At 67.5% G+C, this 16,170-nt stretch carries 14 protein-coding genes and 1 pseudogene; 8 read left to right on the top strand and 7 right to left on the bottom strand.

What is annotated here, in order from left to right; genetic code table 11:
- The first annotated feature begins 168 nt into the window (after positions 1-168).
- Positions 169-2,069: pseudogene (locus tag D3H54_RS00810) on the top strand (ArnT family glycosyltransferase).
- Here D3H54_RS00810 and D3H54_RS00805 read toward each other — a convergent pair.
- The gene (locus tag D3H54_RS00805; RefSeq protein ID WP_149377433.1) at positions 2,070-3,167 is read right to left on the bottom strand and encodes a fatty acid desaturase family protein; all 1,098 of its coding nucleotides are present in this window, start codon (positions 3,165-3,167) and stop codon (positions 2,070-2,072) included.
- Positions 3,168-3,184: 17 nt separating this feature from the next.
- Positions 3,185-4,231: a ferredoxin reductase gene (locus tag D3H54_RS00800; RefSeq protein WP_149377432.1), complete on the bottom strand. Its 1,047-nt coding sequence runs from the start codon at positions 4,229-4,231 to the stop codon at positions 3,185-3,187.
- Positions 4,232-4,301: 70 nt separating this feature from the next.
- Here D3H54_RS00800 and D3H54_RS00795 point away from each other — a divergent pair, with 70 nt between their 5' ends.
- The 4 genes from D3H54_RS00795 (at position 4,302) to glgX (ending at position 8,497) form a co-directional block, all read left to right on the top strand.
- Positions 4,302-5,030 carry a TetR family transcriptional regulator gene (locus D3H54_RS00795; protein ID WP_149383268.1) on the top strand — a complete coding sequence of 243 codons (729 nt, stop codon included), beginning with the start codon at positions 4,302-4,304 and terminating at the stop codon, positions 5,028-5,030.
- A gap of 33 nt (positions 5,031-5,063) precedes the next feature.
- Entirely contained in the window at positions 5,064-5,729 is a 666-nt protein-coding gene (locus D3H54_RS00790; protein WP_149377431.1) for an HAD family hydrolase, read from the top strand.
- Positions 5,730-5,840: 111 nt separating this feature from the next.
- Positions 5,841-6,266, top strand: coding sequence for a hypothetical protein (locus tag D3H54_RS00785; RefSeq protein WP_149377430.1), 426 nt, complete (start codon positions 5,841-5,843; stop codon positions 6,264-6,266).
- Positions 6,267-6,367: 101 nt separating this feature from the next.
- Positions 6,368-8,497 carry a glycogen debranching protein GlgX gene (gene glgX / locus D3H54_RS00780; protein ID WP_149377429.1) on the top strand — a complete coding sequence of 710 codons (2,130 nt, stop codon included), beginning with the start codon at positions 6,368-6,370 and terminating at the stop codon, positions 8,495-8,497.
- Positions 8,498-8,765: 268 nt separating this feature from the next.
- On the opposite strand, the gene D3H54_RS00775 is transcribed toward glgX, so the two are convergent.
- The 5 genes from D3H54_RS00775 to D3H54_RS00755 form a co-directional block, all read right to left on the bottom strand.
- On the bottom strand, positions 8,766-9,371 hold the full coding sequence (locus D3H54_RS00775) for a GNAT family N-acetyltransferase (protein WP_149377428.1): 606 nt from the start codon (positions 9,369-9,371) through the stop codon (positions 8,766-8,768).
- 9 nt (positions 9,372-9,380) lie between these two features.
- Entirely contained in the window at positions 9,381-10,265 is an 885-nt protein-coding gene (locus tag D3H54_RS00770; protein ID WP_149377427.1) for an SDR family NAD(P)-dependent oxidoreductase, read from the bottom strand.
- Positions 10,262-11,023 (bottom strand): enoyl-CoA hydratase/isomerase family protein, encoded by a 762-nt coding sequence (locus D3H54_RS00765; RefSeq protein ID WP_149383267.1) that lies wholly within the window; start codon positions 11,021-11,023, stop codon positions 10,262-10,264. The genes D3H54_RS00770 and D3H54_RS00765 overlap by 4 nt, the downstream gene beginning before the upstream one ends.
- A 427-nt stretch (positions 11,024-11,450) precedes the next feature.
- Positions 11,451-12,689, bottom strand: coding sequence for an NRAMP family divalent metal transporter (locus D3H54_RS00760; protein ID WP_149377426.1), 1,239 nt, complete (start codon positions 12,687-12,689; stop codon positions 11,451-11,453).
- A complete protein-coding gene (locus D3H54_RS00755; RefSeq protein WP_149377425.1) occupies positions 12,686-13,510 on the bottom strand; it encodes a magnesium transporter in 825 nt (274 codons plus the stop codon). The genes D3H54_RS00760 and D3H54_RS00755 overlap by 4 nt, the downstream gene beginning before the upstream one ends.
- A gap of 110 nt (positions 13,511-13,620) precedes the next feature.
- Between D3H54_RS00755 and D3H54_RS00750 the strand changes: the two genes are divergently transcribed.
- From D3H54_RS00750 to D3H54_RS00740, 3 genes are all read left to right on the top strand, one after another.
- Positions 13,621-14,916, top strand: coding sequence for an acyl-CoA dehydrogenase family protein (locus D3H54_RS00750; RefSeq protein ID WP_149377424.1), 1,296 nt, complete (start codon positions 13,621-13,623; stop codon positions 14,914-14,916).
- An 11-nt stretch (positions 14,917-14,927) separates the two neighbouring features.
- Entirely contained in the window at positions 14,928-15,578 is a 651-nt protein-coding gene (locus tag D3H54_RS00745; protein WP_149377423.1) for a TetR/AcrR family transcriptional regulator, read from the top strand.
- Between the two features lie 149 nt (positions 15,579-15,727).
- Entirely contained in the window at positions 15,728-16,135 is a 408-nt protein-coding gene (locus D3H54_RS00740) for a hypothetical protein (RefSeq protein WP_149377422.1), read from the top strand.
- Positions 16,136-16,170 lie beyond the last annotated feature (35 nt).

The raw sequence follows: 16,170 nt of genomic DNA, 5'->3' as shown, positions 1-16,170 counted from the left end.
CCACAGCGTCGACGCTGACACAGCACGCGGGCCCAGGCGAGCAGCGAGTCGTAACGGTCGAGTCCCAAATCCGCAACACCCACCGCCCCACACCCACTGCGGCGGAGGGCCGGCGGCTCCCAGCCCCTTGTCAGCCAACGGTCAGCCGTGAATGGGTCAATAGTCCATGTGACAACGACGTTTCCAGCCCAAGCACCGCAGGATTCCGCCGAGGTCGATCGCGCGGTGGCCAGCCCGTCGCGATCGGATCGCATCGGGCTGGTGGTGCTGCTCGTCGCGACCACGGTCATGTACCTGTGGAACATCACCGTCAACGGGATGGGCAACCAGTTCTACGCCGGCGCCGCTCAGGCCGGCTCGAAGAACTGGGAGGCGCTGCTGTTCGGCTCGCTCGATTCAGCCAACTTCATCACCGTCGACAAACCCCGGTGTCGCAGTGGGTGATGGGTCTGTCCGGGCAGCTGTTCGGCTTCAGTAGTGCCAGCATGCTGGTGCCCGAGGCGTTGATGGCCGTGGCGACGGTGTGGCTGCTCTACTCCGCGATCGCGCGCATCTGCGGCCCGCGGGCCGGCTTGCTGGCCGGCGCCGCGCTGGCGCTCACCCCGGTCGCCGCGCTGATGTTCCGGTTCAACAACCCCGACGCCGCGATGGTGCTGCTGATGATGGCCTCGGCGTACTGCACAGTGCGCGCGCTGGAACGAGCAGGAGGCAAGTGGCTGGCGTGGGCCGGTGTCGCGCTCGGGTTCGCGTTCCTGGCCAAGATGCTGGAAGGCCTGATGATCGCGCCGGCGGTGGGCCTGGCCTATCTGATCGCGGCACCGACGCCGCTGCGCCGGCGGCTGCTGCACCTGCTGGGCGCCGCGGCCGCCTTCGTGGTGTCGGCCGGCTGGTTCGTGGTCCTGACCCTGGTGTGGCCGTCGTCGTCGCGCCCCTACATCGCCGGGTCGACCGATGACAACTTCATGAATCTGGTGCTGGGCTACAACGGCTTCGCGCGCGTTCTCGGCCGCAATCACATGAATTTCGGGCCCGGCGATCCGCTCGGCAACTCGGCCGGCAGCCAGCTCCGCCACCTCGGCGGCTTCGGCGGCATGGGCAACCAGAAGGAAGGTCTGGGCCGGCTGTTCGCGGGTGAGTTCGGTTTCGAGATCGGCTGGTTGATACCGGCAGCTCTGCTCAGTCTGGTTCTGGTGCTGATCGCCCGCGGTCGCGCACCGCGCACCGACCCGGTGCGGGCCGGTGTCCTTCTGTTCGGCGGCTGGCTGGTGATCGACGGTGTGGTGCTCAGCTATATGAAGGGCATGGTGCACCCGTACTACTGCCTGTCGCTGGCACCCGCGGTGGCCGGCACGGTTGCCATTGGCGCCCAACAGATGTGGGCGCGCAGACAGTCCTGGTTCGGCCGGGCCGGGTTGACGGGGCTGATCGCGGTGACCGGCATCTGGAGTTGGTGGGTGCTCGGCCGCAACGAGGACTGGTTGCCCGCCCTGCGGTGGACGGTCCTGGTAGTGACCGTGCTGGCCGCCGTCGCGCTGGCCTTGCCGGCGCCGCGGCGCCGCAGGGTCGCGGTGGCCGCCGCGGCATTGGGTGTGGTGGCGGTCCTGGCCGGGCCGACCGCCTACGCCGTCGCCACGCTCGGCGCTCCGCATCGCGGTGGCGGGCCGACCGTCGGCCCGGCCCGATCGACGACCGGCTTCGGCGCGGGGTTCGGTGAGTCGAAGGACAATCCGAAACTGGACGCCCTGCTGCGCGCCACCACCACGCGGTGGTCTGCGGCGATCTCCGGCTCGTCCGCCGCCGCTGCTCTTGAATTATCCACCGGCACAGCGGTGATGGCCGTCGGCGGCTTCACCGGCAGTGACCCCGCCCCGAGCCTGGGGCAGTTCAAGGCGGATGTGGCGGCGGGCAAGGTGGCCTACTACATCGTCGAGCGGGACTGGCGGGGCAAGGCCGGCGGGTGGCCGGGCATCAACCGCAACCACACTGGCATCACCGACTGGGTGAGCGCGACGTTCACGGTCACCCAGGTCGGCGACGACGATGTCTACGACCTGTCCCGGCCCAAGTGATCAGGCCGCCTCGACCAGCGCGGCATCCTCGCTGCGCTGGCGGGTGGGTAGCGCCAGCTTGACGATCTTGCGAATCACGGTGCCGAACTGCTTGGGCAGCGGTCCTGCGTTGTAGGGGATGCCGTAGCGCTCGCACACCTCGCGGACGTGCGGGGCCATCTCGGCGTACCGGCGCGCCGGCACGTCCGGGAACAGATGGTGCTCGATCTGGTGGGACAGGTTGCCCGACAGCAGGTGGAACAGCTTGCCGCCGGTCAGGTTGGCCGAACCGAGGATCTGGCGGAAGTACCACTGGCCACGAGACTCGTTACGAGTTTCCTCAATAGTGAATTCCTGTGTGCCGTCCGGGAAGTGCCCGCAGAAGATGATCATGTACGACCACACGTTGCGGATCAGGTTGGCCGTCATGTTGCCGGTGAACACGAACGGTGCCATCGGTCCGGCGAGCAACGGGAACGCCACATAGTCCTTGAGGAGCTGGCGACGGGTCTTGCGCCAGATTTCACTGGCGATCTCGCGCTTGTCGGCCAGCGAGATCTCACCGGAACGGATGCGGTCGGCCTCCAGCTCGTGCAGTGCGACGCCGTACTGGAACAGCACCATCAGCAGGAAGGCGTACACCGGGTTGCCCAGGTAATAGGGTCGCCACGGCTGATCGGGGCTCATTCGCAGGATGCCATAGCCGATATCGCGGTCCATACCAACGATATTGGTGAAGGTGTGGTGAGAGAAGTTGTGCGAGTGCCGCCACTGGTCGGCCGGGCACGCGGTGTCCCACTCGAAGGTGCGGCCGCGCAGGGCCGGGTCGCCGGTCCACTCGTACTGCCCATGCATGACGTTGTGGCCGATCTCCATGTTGTCCAAGATCTTCGAGATCCCGAGCAGCGCGGTTCCGGCCAGCCAGGCAGGGGGGAAGATGCCGGCCATCAGCAATGCGCGGCCGCCGATCTCCATGGCGCGCTGGGCCTTGATAACCCGGCGGATGTAGTCGACGTCGGTCTGGCCGAGGTCGGCGATCACCTGTTCCTTGATCGCGTCGAGTTCACGGCCGAACTCGTCGGCCTGCTCGCGGGTCAGTGTGACGTGTTGGGTGTTCATGGTTCGTCCCTTTCTGCTCAGAGCGCGATCTCGACGTCGCCGACAGGCACGGACACGCAGATCTGCACGTCCTCCTCGTCGGCGGTGGAGATCGTTCCGGTGGTCAGGTTGCGCACGGCGCCGCGATGCTTACGGCGGGTGCAGGTGTGGCAGATGCCCATTCGGCATCCACTGGTGGGGTTCAGACCAGCGTCCTCCGCCTGGTCCAGGAGGGGACGTCCGTCGTCTTGCGCGTCGATGCCGCTGTCCCGGAAGCTGATTCGGCCACCCGACGGAGCATCGGGCACCACGAAGGGCACCGGGACAAAGCTCTCCGAGAAGGCGTTCGGGCAGTGTTCGCGCACCGCCTCGACCAGTGCGGGCGGCCCGCACACGTAGACGGCGTCGGCATCGGGCATCGCGACCTGAAGGTGCTCGGGCCCGAAGCGGCCGTCGAGCTCGCCGCCCGGTGCGCGGGTGTAGCCGTGCAGCACCCGGACACCGGTGGCGGCCAGTTCGGCTCGGTAGCAGGCTTCGGCCGGAGTGCGGGCGTAGTGGATGAAGGCGATCTCGCCGTCGAAGCCTTCGGCCTGCAGGGTGCGCAGCATCGACATCACCGGGGTGATGCCGCTGCCGCCGGAGACGAACAGGATGCGCTGGGGCCTGGCCTCGGGCAGGACGAAGTCGCCGGCCGGGTCGGACAGGTCGACGACCATGCCGGGGCGGGCGTGGCGGTAGAGGTGGTTGGACACCAGGCCGCCGTCATGGGATCCGATCGTCAATTCGATCAGCGGGGACCCCTCGGCGCTGGCCGGTGAGTAACAGCGGGTGTGGCGGCGGCCGTCGATCTCCACCGTCAGGTTCAGATGCTGGCCGGCGCGGTAGCCGGTGACAGCGGCATTGGGGTCGAGGAGCAGGGTGACGCTGCGCGGGGTGGAGCGTCGTACGTCGACCACCCTGGCGCGGGCGTCGGTGGTCCAAGTCGCGTCCACCAGCTCGGTGTAACGGTCCACGCCATGCGGACCGGTGAGCAGATCGACCAGCGGCGAGCGGAGCACCTTCTCGGTCAAGATTTGAGTGAACATGTGTACACTCTGTGTCGTGAAAGTGCACGTCGTCAAGGAATCCGACCAGTCTGTGGTAGGGTTCACACCAGTGAACAGTCGTACGCCCAGCTCACGTCGCGAGCGTTCAGGGAAGTCACGCTCTCGCGAAACACCATCGCGGGAAGAGCGCAAAGAGGCCACCCGCCGGGCCATCATCGCGGCCGCATTGAAGCTCCTCGACGAGCGCAGCTTCAGCGGTCTGAGCCTGCGTGAAGTCACCCGCGAGGCCGGGATCGTGCCTGCCGCGTTCTACCGCCACTTCGAGTCGATGGACGCCCTCGGCCTGGTTCTGATCGACGAGTCCTTCCGCACCTTGCGCGAGATGCTGCGCAGCGCCCGCGCGGGCAAGCTCGACCCGAACCGCGTCATCGAGTCCACGGTCGACATCCTGGTCGCCGGGGTGGCCGAGCAGCGTGAGCACTGGCGGTTCATCGGGCGCGAGCGCTCCAGCGGCGTGACGGTGCTGCGCTATGCGATCCGCACCGAGATCCGGCTGATCACCTCGGAGCTCGCCACCGACCTCGCGCGGTTCCCTGGGCTCAACGAGTGGAGCACCGAGGACCTCAACATCCTGGCCAGTCTGTTCGTGAACTCGATGATCATCATCGCCGAGGCCATCGAGGACGCCCACGACGCGGCCGCGCTCGACGAGATCAAGCGCACCGCGGTCAAACAGCTGCGGATGATCACCGTCGGTGTCAATGCCTGGGAGCCCGCGCCGGTGGTCGACGAGGATGACGAGGCGCTGCCGGCCGACGACAACGCGCCCGAGGCCTGAGAACCCGCCCTGAAACCGGGTACCCCATCCCGCATGGCCAAGCCCGCAGTGCTCTTCGACATCGACGGCACCCTCGTCGACTCGAACTACCTCCACGTCCATGCCTGGCAGCAGGCCTTCCACGAGGTCGGCCTGCCGGTTCAGGCCTGGCATGTCCACCGCTCGATCGGCATGGACGGGTCCACCTTGGTCGAGGAACTGTCCGGCGGCGCCGACGACGATGTGCAGAAGCGGCTCAAGGACTTCCACACCCGCCACTACGAGGCCTGCGCCGATCTGCTGACCACGCTGCCCGGGGCGCGCGGACTGCTGCAGCGTGTTGCCGACCTGGGCCTGCAGGTCGTGCTGGCGACCTCAGCGCCGGAGAACGAACTGGCCATGTTGCGCACAACGCTCGACTGCGACGAGCTCGTGTCGGCCATCACCTCGTCCGAAGACGTCGAGGAGGCCAAACCCCGGCCCGACATCGTCAACGTCGCACTGAAGAAGGCCGGGGTGTCGGCGCAGCAGGCGGTGTTCATCGGCGACACCGTCTGGGATGTGGAGGCCAGCGCCCGCGCCGGGGTGCCGTGCATCGCGGTGCTGTCTGGCGGCGTCGGTAGAGGCGAACTCGAAAAGGCCGGAGCTGCAGCCGTATTCGACGACGTGCAGGAGCTGCTCGACAACCTCGACGGTTCACCGATCGCCGCCCTGCTCTGAGTGGGGTTTTGCCCTGTCCACAGCCGGGTAGAGACTGCCCATGAGCCGGGCGGTGCAGCAGCCGAAACGGGCCACTGCGTTACGTCCGGGACACGAAAGGCAGGCCGGCACATGAGCGGCGAGGATTCCCTGAGCCGTCGGCCCGAGGGCGTCGACGACGACACCGTCGAAGCGGTCGGATCACTGTCCGAGGCACTGGAGTACGTGGAGCGCGCCCGCGGCCACCTGTACTCCTTCCACCAGCTGATGGGCCACGCCGACCTGCTGCTCGGGGAGGCCTGCGACAAGCTGCGCGATGCCGGTCACGCCGACATCGCCGATCGCTTGACCGAGGACATGGTCGGCCGCAATGTTCTCCACGGCCGCTGGACCTTCCAGGTCGTCGAGGAATTCGACGACGACTACTGGTCAGTGCTGCGCCAACACGAGCGCGACGTGCGTGATCAGCTGATGGACGGGCATCGCCACGTGTTCGAAGCCGAGATGAAAGAGCGCCGCCGGACCAGCGGCCGACCCGGTCACGAAGCAACTCCGTGACGTCAATTGTCACCCCTGTCACAAACCTGTTCTGACTGATTTGGCGCGACCCATTCCGGGGTACACGCCACAGTCCAGCCCGTCTAACTAGGGAGTCCCACGTGACCAACGCTGCTATCGAGGTATGGCCTGGTAAGGCCTACCCCTTGGGCGCCTCCTACGACGGCTACGGCACCAACTTCGCGCTGTTCTCCGAAGTGGCCGAGCGGGTGGAGCTGTGTCTGTTCGACGACGACGGCGCCGAGACGCGCGTGGCCCTTCCCGAAGTGGACGGATTCGTCTGGCACGGATACCTGCCGGGCATCGAACCCGGCCAGCGCTACGGGTACCGCGTGCACGGCCCGCACGATCCCGCCGAAGGGCACCGCTGCAATCCCAACAAGCTGCTGCTCGACCCGTACGCCAAGGCTATCGACGGCCGTTTCGACTGGAACCAGTCGCTGTTCGGTTACGACTTCGGCGACCCCGACAGCCGCAACGATGACGACTCCGCGGCAAGCATGCCCAAGTCCGTGGTCATCAACCCGTACTTCGACTGGGGCGTCGACCGGCCCCCGCAGCGCGAATACGCCGATAGCGTCATCTATGAGGCGCATGTCAAAGGCCTGACGCAAACCCATCCCGACATTCCGGATGCCATTCGAGGTACGTACTCGGCGATCTCACACCCGGCGATCATCGACCACCTGAAAGCGATCGGCGCCACCGCTATCGAATTGATGCCGGTGCACCACTTCGCCAATGACTCCACCCTGATCGACAAGGGCCTGTCGAACTACTGGGGTTACAACACAATTGGGTTCTTCGCCCCGGACAGCAAGTACTCGGCCAGTTCGACGCCGGGTGGTCAGGTGCAGGAGTTCAAGGCGATGGTGCGGGCGCTGCACGAAGCCGGCATCGAGGTCATTCTCGACGTGGTCTACAACCACACCGCCGAAGGCAACCACATGGGGCCGACGCTGTCCTTCCGCGGGATCGACAACGCCGCCTACTACCGGCTCGTCGATGACGACAAGCGCTACTACATGGACTACACCGGAACCGGCAACAGCCTCAACGTCGGTCACCCGCACTCGCTACAGCTGATCATGGACTCGCTGCGGTACTGGGTCACCGAGATGCACGTGGACGGGTTCCGGTTCGACCTCGCCTCGACCCTGGCCCGCGAGTTCTACGACGTCGACCGCCTGAGCGCGTTCTTCGAACTCGTGCAACAAGATCCGACCGTCAGCCAGGTGAAGCTGATCGCCGAGCCGTGGGACGTCGGCCCCGGCGGGTATCAGGTGGGTAACTTCCCGCCGCAGTGGACGGAGTGGAACGGCAAGTACCGCGACACCGTCCGCGACTTCTGGCGCGGCGAAGATGCCAGCCTGGGCGAGTTCGCCTCCCGGCTGACCGGCTCGGCCGACCTCTACGAGCACACCGCGCGCCGGCCGGTCGCATCGATCAACTTCGTCACCGCCCATGACGGCTTCACGTTGCGAGACCTGGTGTCCTACAACGAGAAGCACAACGAGGCCAACGGCGAAGACAACAACGACGGCGAGAGCAACAACAGTTCATGGAACTGCGGCGTCGAGGGTCCGACCGATGACCCCGAGATCAACGCCCTGCGAGATCGTCAGCAGCGCAACCTGATTGCCACCACGATCCTGTCCCAAGGCGTTCCGATGATCTGCCACGGCGACGAACTGGGCCGTACCCAGGGCGGAAACAACAACGGCTACTGCCAGGACAATGACATCACCTGGATCGACTGGGATTCGGCCAACGAGGAGCTGCTGGAGTTCACGGCGTCGGTGTCGGCACTGCGCGCGGCCCATCCGGTTTTCCGCCGGCGGCGATTCTTCAACGGCCTACCGGTGCGGCGCCGGGGCAGCGAAGGCCTGCCGGACATCTCGTGGTTCCGCCCGGACGGTTCGGAGATGAGCGACGAGGATTGGGATTCGGGCTTCGGCAAGTCGGTGGCCGTGTATCTCAACGGCCACGGCATACCCGATCTCGATGCCCGCGGGCGGCGCGTCTCCGACGACTCGTTCGTGCTGTGCTTCAACGCCCACCACGAACCGATCGAGTTCGTTCTGCCGCCGGCCGAGTTTGGTAAGGCTTGGCAACCTGTCGTTGACACGTCGGCGGGAGCCGGCGAGATCGAGGAAGCGGCTGCGGTGAAAGCGTCCACACCGCTGCGAGTCGAGTCCCGATCGATGGTCGTGCTGCGCGCAACGGAGTAGGAAAAGCCAACGGACCATGGCCGATCCCCTCCCCTCCGGGGGACCGCCATGGTCCGAAGCACTGCTGGCCCGATTATCACAATGGGGAACGCGCGATGCGCAGTTTTCACCAACTTGAATTCAAGATTTTCCGGGACTCAGCAAACGTTCAGGCAAGATCGCGACAGATGTGAATCCTGCGTGACGCGAGGCGATTACGCCCTACCGCGCTGGATGGGTCATACCAACGGGCTGCGCCGCCGTCGGGGTGGTCATACCGCCCGCGCCGTCAGCGCGATGCGCGCCACATCGGCCACAACGACGGGCCGCCCTCGGGCAGCGTGATCTCCCCGGTCACCTCGAAACCGAACCGTTGGTAGTAGGGAATGTTGTCGGGGTTACTGGACTCCAGGTAGGCCGGGGCGTATTCGGCGTCGCAGCGATCCAGCCGTGAGCACATCAGCGCGTGGCCGAATCCGCCGCCGCGCACGCTGGGGTCGCTGCCGATGACACCCAGGTACCAGTGGGGTTCCTCCGGATGATGCTCTTTCATCAGGTCGGTCACCGCCCGCCCGGCGGCCAGCCGGCCGCGGAAGGCGCGCAGGACGCCGGGCAGCATCGCCAGCTGCTCGCGGGGCGACTGCTGCCACCGGCCTGGTGGATCCCACAGCGCGGCCGCCGCGACGCCGTCGTCGGACACCGCCACCTCGGTTCCGCGACCGGCCAGGAAGTGGTGGCGGGTCAGCGCGCTGAACATTCCGGGCAGTGCAGCCTTGCGCCGCTCGACGTCGGGTTGCACCCAGGCCATCACCGGGTCGTCGTGAAACGCCCGGCCCAGGACCCGCGCCAAAGCCGGGATGTCAGCCTTGCGGGCGGGACGGACGTCGATGGGCACCACTGCAGGCTAGTCACCCAAATTAAGCGTGGCCTGGCGCTGAGACCACTCCCACAACCGGGCGGCCTGCTCGGGGTCGACCGCCCAGGGGGCGTACCCGCCCTCGACACCGTCGACCATCGCGTCGGCGACGTGGCAGTCCTCGAGATAGAGGCCGCCCCGCCCGTCGAGTTCACCGCTGGTGGCCGCCCACACCGTGGTCGCCGCCCCGTGTTCGACGTCGGTCACCTCGAGGTTGGCCAGCGTGCCGCCCGCACCGAAATCGTCGCGGGTCATGTGCCGGGCCAGATCGGTGAACACCACCCCGGGATGCACGGCGAACGAATGCACGCCTCGCGGTCCCCAGCGCCGTTCCGATTCGACGGTGAACAGCACATTGGCGGTCTTGCTCTGCCCGTACGCCTGCCACTTGTCGTAGGCGGTCTCGTCCTCGTAGTTCGGGTCCTCCCAACGGATCCCGCCGAGCTGATGTCCGCGGCTGCTGAGGTTGACGATGCGAGTGCCGTCCACGAAGCGGTCGGCCAGTCCGGTGGTGAACACGAAGTGGCCGAGATGGTTGGTGCCGAGCTGCATTTCGTAGCCCTGAACGGTGCGAGTCAGTGGCGGGGCCATCACCCCGGCGTTGTTGATGAGCACGTCCACGCGGTCGTGACCGGCCGCGATCGCCTCGGCCGCTGCGCGCGCCGAGCGCAGGTCGCCGAGTTCGAGGTGCACGGTCTCGCAATCGATCACCGAGCGGGTCTTGTCCAGATCGCGAACCGCCGCGACGATCTCGGCTCCGGCGGCCTGCATGGCGCGGGCGGTCTGCAACCCGAGCCCGGTGGAGGCCCCGGTGATGACGACGGTGCGGCCGGTCAGGTCGATACCGGAGAGAACCTCGGCCGTGGTGGTCATGCGGGGTCTCCCGTCTCGCCGGCCGTGGACCGCCACACCGGGGGCCGGTTCTCCCGCCAGGCGGCCGGGCCCTCGGCCGCGTCCGGGCCGCCCATCAATTTCAGGTGCACCGTAGTCTCCTCGTCGGCCACCGCGTCGATGTCGGTCTCGGTCCACAGCAGCCGCTTGCTGTATGCCACCGAGGCCGGGTTGGCGGCCAGTGCCACGTCGCGGGCCAGGTCCAGCGCTGCGGGCAGCACCTCGGCCGCCGGCAGAGCGCGGCTGGCGATCCCCAGCGCCGCGGCCTCACTGCCGGTGAACGTGCGGCCGGTGAGCAGGATGTCGGCGGCCACGGCCAGGCCGACGGCGCGCTTGAGGGTGTCATGCACCGCGCAGTCGCCGATCATGCCGCGGCGCACCTGCGGGATCGCGAGCTTGGCGTCCTCGGCGACCAGCCGGATGTCACACTGCAGCGCCAAGGTCAGCCCGATACCGATCGCGGGGCCGTTGATCGCGGCGATGACCAGCTTGCGCACCCGCCAGGCCGGCGGCTGGATGGGTGAAGCACTGAAGCCACGATCGGGGGCGCCGAACGCCGCCGCGGCGGCGGTCATGTCGGCCCCTGCACAGAACGCCCGGCCGGCGCCGGTGACCACTACGACCCGCACGGCATCGTCGGCGTCGCACCGGCGGTAGGCCTGGCCGAGTTGGCGGGCGGTGCCGGCGGAGAAGGCGTTGAGCCGCTCCGGCCCGTCCAGGGTGATCAACGCGACGCCCATGTCGTCGACGTCCAGGGAGACTGTCGTGGCGTCGTTGCTCACGCGGCGATCCTGACATATCCGCGCGATAGGCCCACGAGGCGAGTCATTCGCCACCTCTGGTGGGGACAAATGTCCCTCGCTACCGGTGACCGGGGACTGTGGCCACGCCCGATGTCACCGGCATACCGTCGAATATCTGGGATACCACATGGGGTATCCGGGAACCGGAGGGGCTCACTATCTCCACGCATCCAAGCAGCGCCACTGCGCGGCGGGTGTGCAGGTCGTGAGCAGCGGCGGGGCGGCGACAGTCGCGGCGAAGGCGGCACGGGCGGCAACGGTGCGAGGGGTGCCGACCGCGACACCGGCAACGGTGGCTCAGGGGGCCTGCCGCCTCGACCACGCACGCCGCCCCGTCGGCTCCGGAAACCAGGTCCGGCTGCTGTCAGCCGAAGGCCGTCGTGATGCCCAGTGCCGCCACGCACACCACGACAACGACGGTGGTGACGCCGTAGAGAACCGTCCCCGCGCGCCGCGTCGCGAACCGGCCCATCAGTTCGCGATCACGGCCGATGCCGATCATCGCGATCAGCAGCGGCACCAGCAACACCGCGTTGAGCACCTGGGTGCCGACCAGGATCGTCACTAGCGGCGCATTGGGGGCCAAGACGATGACGGCGCCGACGACGGTGACGATCCCGTAGGTCAGATAGAACGTGCGGGCTTCGCGGTAGGGATCGTCGATCGCGGCCTCCACACCCGCGTATTCACAGACGGCGTAGGCCGTCGACAGCGGCAGGATGGAGGCGGCCAGGAACGCCGCGCCGATCAGTCCGACGGCGAACAATGTGCCCGCCGCCTTGCCGGCCAGTGGTTGAAGGGCGACCGCCGCGTCGGCGGCGTCGGTGATGCCCCGCCCGTCGCGGTGCAGGGTTGCCGCGCAGGCGACCACCACGAAGAACCCGATCACACCGGTCAGCACCGCCCCGGTGATCACGTCCACCCGTTCCAGCGGAAGGTCTTCGGTGCGGAGTTTCTTGTCGACGGCGTAGGACTGCATGAACGACAACCCCCACGGCGCCAGCGTGGTGCCCAGCGTGGCCGTCACAATCGCGATCGCCGGCCCGGTCATCGGCATCGTCGGCACGAAGGTTCCGTGCAGTGCGGCCCCCCAGTCGGGTTTGGCCAGAAAACCGGAGGCGACGTAGGCCAGGAATACCGTGGACAGCACCAGCAGCAGCCGCTCGACGCGGTGGAAGCTGCCGCGCAGCACCAGCAGCGAGACCGCCACCGCCGCGGCGGGGACGCTGATGTATCGACTGATGCCGAAGAGCTCGAATCCGGCTGCAATACCGGCGAATTCGGCACAGGTGGTACCGACGTTGGCGATCACCAGGGCGGCCAGGATGGCCGCGCCCACCCGGACGCCGTAGCGCTGCCGCACCAACCCGATCAACCCTTGGCCGGTGACCACCCCCATCTTGGCGGCCAGGCTGTGGAAGACGATCAGCGCGACGGTGGACAGCAGCAGCACCCACAGCAATTGGTAGCCGTGGTCGGCGCCGAGCACCGAATAGGTGGTGATACCCGCCGGATCGTCGTCGGACAGCCCGGCCAACAGTCCGGGTCCGAGGACGGCGAGCAGTGCGCCGACCCTGGTGGTGGTGCGGCCCGCCGCGGTCATGGCGTCTCGTCGCGCACGTGCCGGCGCCGCGGCCAGACCCGCGAGCGCAGGAAGTGCCGGCCGGGGGCATGTCTGAGCCGCTCACGCCACCGCCCCGCGTGTTCCTCGGACATCGCCGCCACGATCTGGGCGGCGTGGGCGCCCGGCATCGCGCGCAGCACGCGTTCCGCGACGGACGGGTGCGCGGCGCGTACGACGTCGGCGGCCAGCTCGGCACCTTTGACCGCGAGTATCTCGGTCGCCGATTCGGTGTCCACCCGGCTGACCAGTGCGGCCAGGCCGCGAGCGTCGAGGTGGTGCACGGCCGAGCGTGGGCAGGCGAGCTGGGCCGCGTGGCCGCGTTCGGAGGTCAGGTGCAGGTCTGCCCAGTCGACGATGTCGCGACCGACGCGCACGCCGAGCCGTTCCAACCGCAGGCGCCGCAGCACCGCGCCGAAACCGACCTCCACACCGACCAGTTCGAGGCGGTGGGCATCCGTTCGGGTCAGCACCACGTCGGCGACGCGGGCCAGCCGCTGGCCGACGACGTCGACGATCTGGGTGTCCAATACGTCTCGCACCAGCCGGATTTCATGCTCACGCAGCTGACAGTCGGTGTACTGGTTGTCCTCGGTGATGGTGAGCTGGTCGCGCTCGAAGCTGATGACCTGATCCCACGGCACCAGCAGCGGGACGTCGTGGCGGCGGGTGATCAGTACCCGCTCGACGACATGGCGCCCTGACGGCTGGCTGAGGATCACGGTCAGGTCGGCCAGTCGGCCGATGACCCGGTCACCGGCCGCCCGCACGTCCTGACCGGCGATCCGGCTGAGCAACAGCACGGTGGAAGCATGCCTGATCTGGTGGGCCTGTGGTCGCCGGTCATTGATTAATGCAGATGCATGAAGTTATGATCGCGGCGCCTTAACGCTGCCGATCTGAGGACGTCACCATGTGGGATTTCGAAACCGACCCCGAGTACCAGAAGAAACTCGACTGGGTCGAGGAGTTCATGCAAGACAAGCTCGAGCCGCTGGACTTCGCCCCGCTGGACCCCTATGAGAAGACCAATCCGCAGGTGCTGCGGGTGCTGCGTCCGCTGCAACAGCAGGTGCGCGAGCAGGGCCTGTGGGCGGCGCACCTGAGCCCGGAGCTCGGCGGCCAGGGCTACGGCCAGGTCAAATTGGCGTTGCTCAACGAGATCGTCGGCCGCTCCCGTTGGGCGCCTTCGGTTTTCGGCTCACAGGCACCGGACTCCGGCAACGCCGAGATCCTCGCGATGTTCGGTACCGAGGATCAGAAGAAGCGCTACCTGCAGCCGCTGCTCGACGGTGAGATCTCGTCGTGCTACTCGATGACCGAGCCGCACGGCGGTTCGGATCCCGGCCTGTTCACCACCCATGCCGAGCGCGACGGCGACGAGTGGGTCATCAACGGCGAGAAGTGGTTTTCCTCCAACGCCCGCAACGCCAGCTTCTTCATCGTCATGGTGGTGACCAATCCTGATGCGCGCACGCATCAGAAGATGTCGCTGTTCATCGTGCCGGCCGAGACCCCGGGCATCGAGATCATCCGCAACGTCGGCGTCGGCGGCGAGTCCGACGACCGCGCCGGCCACGGCTACATCCGCTACAACGACGTCCGGGTGCCGGCCGATCACGTGCTCGGCGGCGAGGGGCAGGCTTTCGCGATCGCGCAGACCCGGCTCGGCGGCGGCCGCGTACACCACGCCATGCGGACGATCGCGTTGGCCCGCAAAGCATTCGACATGATGTGCGAGCGGGCGGTGTCACGCCAGACCCGCAGCGGTCCCCTCGGCGATTACCAGATGACGCAGGAGAAGATCGCCGACAGCTGGATCCAGATCGAACAGTTCCGGCTGCTGGTGTTGCGCACCGCGTGGAAGATCGACAAGTACCACGACTATCAGAAGGTGCGCCGCGACATCGCCGCGGTGAAGGTCGCCATGCCGCAGGTGCTGCACGACGTGGTGCAGCGTGCCATGCATTTGCATGGGGCGCTTGGGGTTTCCGACGAGATGCCGTTTGTGAAGATGTTGGTGGGCGCGGAGTCGCTGGCGATCGCCGACGGGCCGACCGAGGTGCACAAGCTCACGGTCGCGCGCCGCACGCTCAAGGAGTACGAGCCCGTCCACACACTGTTCCCGTCGCAGCACATCCCGACCCGGCGCGCGGCGGCGCAGGCCAAGCTGGCCGAACTGCTCGAACACGAGGTCGCCCAGCTGTGACGGCCCGGTAGATGGCCGCCGACACGTCGGCCAATCTGGTGGCCACCGCCGAGCGGTTGTTCGCCGAGCGCGGGGTCGACGCGGTCAGCCTGCGAGAGATCGCCCGCGAGGCGGGAGCCCGCAATGTGATGGCGGTGCAGTACCACTTCACCGACCGGGCCGGGGTGCTGGCCGCGATCGCCGACAAGCACCTGCCGGTCGTCGACGCGCGCCGAGATGCCCTGTTGGACGGCATCGAAAGCGAGGCCCGGCCGTCGATGCGGGCGATGGCCTCCGCGCTGGTCCGCCCACTGGCCGCCAAGCTCGCCGACCCCGACGGTGGCCCGGCGTTCCTGCGCATCCACGCCGACCTGCTGAACCGGCCGGTACCGTCGTTCGACCTCACCGGCCGGTCCGGCAGCCTGCAACGCTGGCGCGCCCTGCTGGAGCCCATGCTCGATCCGGTGGCCGTCACGCTGCATCCGCGGCTGGGCGCGCTGGTGTACGCCGCGGTGGAGTTGGGCCGCCGCGCGGCCACCGCCCCACACGCCGACGACCGGTTGTTCAGCAGCCATCTCGTCGACACCGTCGCCGCGATGCTCGGCGCGCCGTTGTCGGAGGAGACCCGGGCGTTGGCGACGGAGCGGCAGGAGCGTCGGTCACGACCTCAGGTACGCCCTTGACCGGTACAGCAAACGATCACATCACACAAGTTGTCTACCGTTCGGTCGACAGGCGCGTATATCGCTCGGCCTATTTTCCCAGTTAGAGCTACTTTTCACCCGCCCGCAATGAAAGCCTCTAGTGCATCAACCACCACACGGAGGATTTCATGGCAAACCAATTTGCACATCGCCGTCGGAGGATCGTCGCCGCTGGGGTGATTGGCGGCGCAGCGCTCTTCGCCGCCGTCGCCGGGGGAGGCGTCGCGCACGCTGACGGACTCACCACCAGCCCCGGGTCTGTTGACGTCGATGGCACCCAGGGCTCGTGGGCACATGCCGTGACAGGTTCAGAACGTCCAACGCAGGGCGTCCAATACGACAGCCACACCTTCGAGAACGGCGGATGTGAGATTCACCTTGCTAACCAGGTGTGCCACACCTCGGGATTGTGGTCGAAAGCGAGCAATGACGCCGACAGCGCTCTCGATGCCGACGGCATGCAGGCCGACGATGTTCGCGGGCCGACGATCTTCGCAGCCCCGGGTTCGCACGTGTCGCTGCCGCGGGGCTACTGACGGCGTCCGATTCGGCGCGCCCAGGTCGATCGGGG

The sequence above is a fragment of the Mycobacterium sp. ELW1 genome, from assembly GCF_008329905.1.
In the GTDB taxonomy this organism is placed as follows: domain Bacteria; phylum Actinomycetota; class Actinomycetes; order Mycobacteriales; family Mycobacteriaceae; genus Mycobacterium.
The sequence above is the reverse complement of the archived record's forward strand: the minus strand, read 5'-3'. Positions and strand labels throughout refer to the sequence as shown.

Excerpts from the sequence above, each read along its gene's own strand:
- D3H54_RS00770 (WP_149377427.1), bottom strand. The coding sequence starts at position 10,265 with ATGACCACCACGGCCGAGGTTCTCTCCGGTATCGACCTGACCGGCCGC.
- D3H54_RS00740 (WP_149377422.1), top strand. The coding sequence starts at position 15,728 with ATGGCAAACCAATTTGCACATCGCCGTCGGAGGATCGTCGCCGCTGGG.
- D3H54_RS00765 (WP_149383267.1), bottom strand. The coding sequence starts at position 11,023 with ATGGGCGTCGCGTTGATCACCCTGGACGGGCCGGAGCGGCTCAACGCC.
- D3H54_RS00745 (WP_149377423.1), top strand. The coding sequence starts at position 14,928 with ATGGCCGCCGACACGTCGGCCAATCTGGTGGCCACCGCCGAGCGGTTG.
- D3H54_RS00805 (WP_149377433.1), bottom strand. The coding sequence starts at position 3,167 with ATGAACACCCAACACGTCACACTGACCCGCGAGCAGGCCGACGAGTTC.
- D3H54_RS00800 (WP_149377432.1), bottom strand. The coding sequence starts at position 4,231 with ATGTTCACTCAAATCTTGACCGAGAAGGTGCTCCGCTCGCCGCTGGTC.
- D3H54_RS00790 (WP_149377431.1), top strand. The coding sequence starts at position 5,064 with ATGGCCAAGCCCGCAGTGCTCTTCGACATCGACGGCACCCTCGTCGAC.
- D3H54_RS00785 (WP_149377430.1), top strand. The coding sequence starts at position 5,841 with ATGAGCGGCGAGGATTCCCTGAGCCGTCGGCCCGAGGGCGTCGACGAC.
- D3H54_RS00760 (WP_149377426.1), bottom strand. The coding sequence starts at position 12,689 with ATGACCGCGGCGGGCCGCACCACCACCAGGGTCGGCGCACTGCTCGCC.
- D3H54_RS00750 (WP_149377424.1), top strand. The coding sequence starts at position 13,621 with ATGTGGGATTTCGAAACCGACCCCGAGTACCAGAAGAAACTCGACTGG.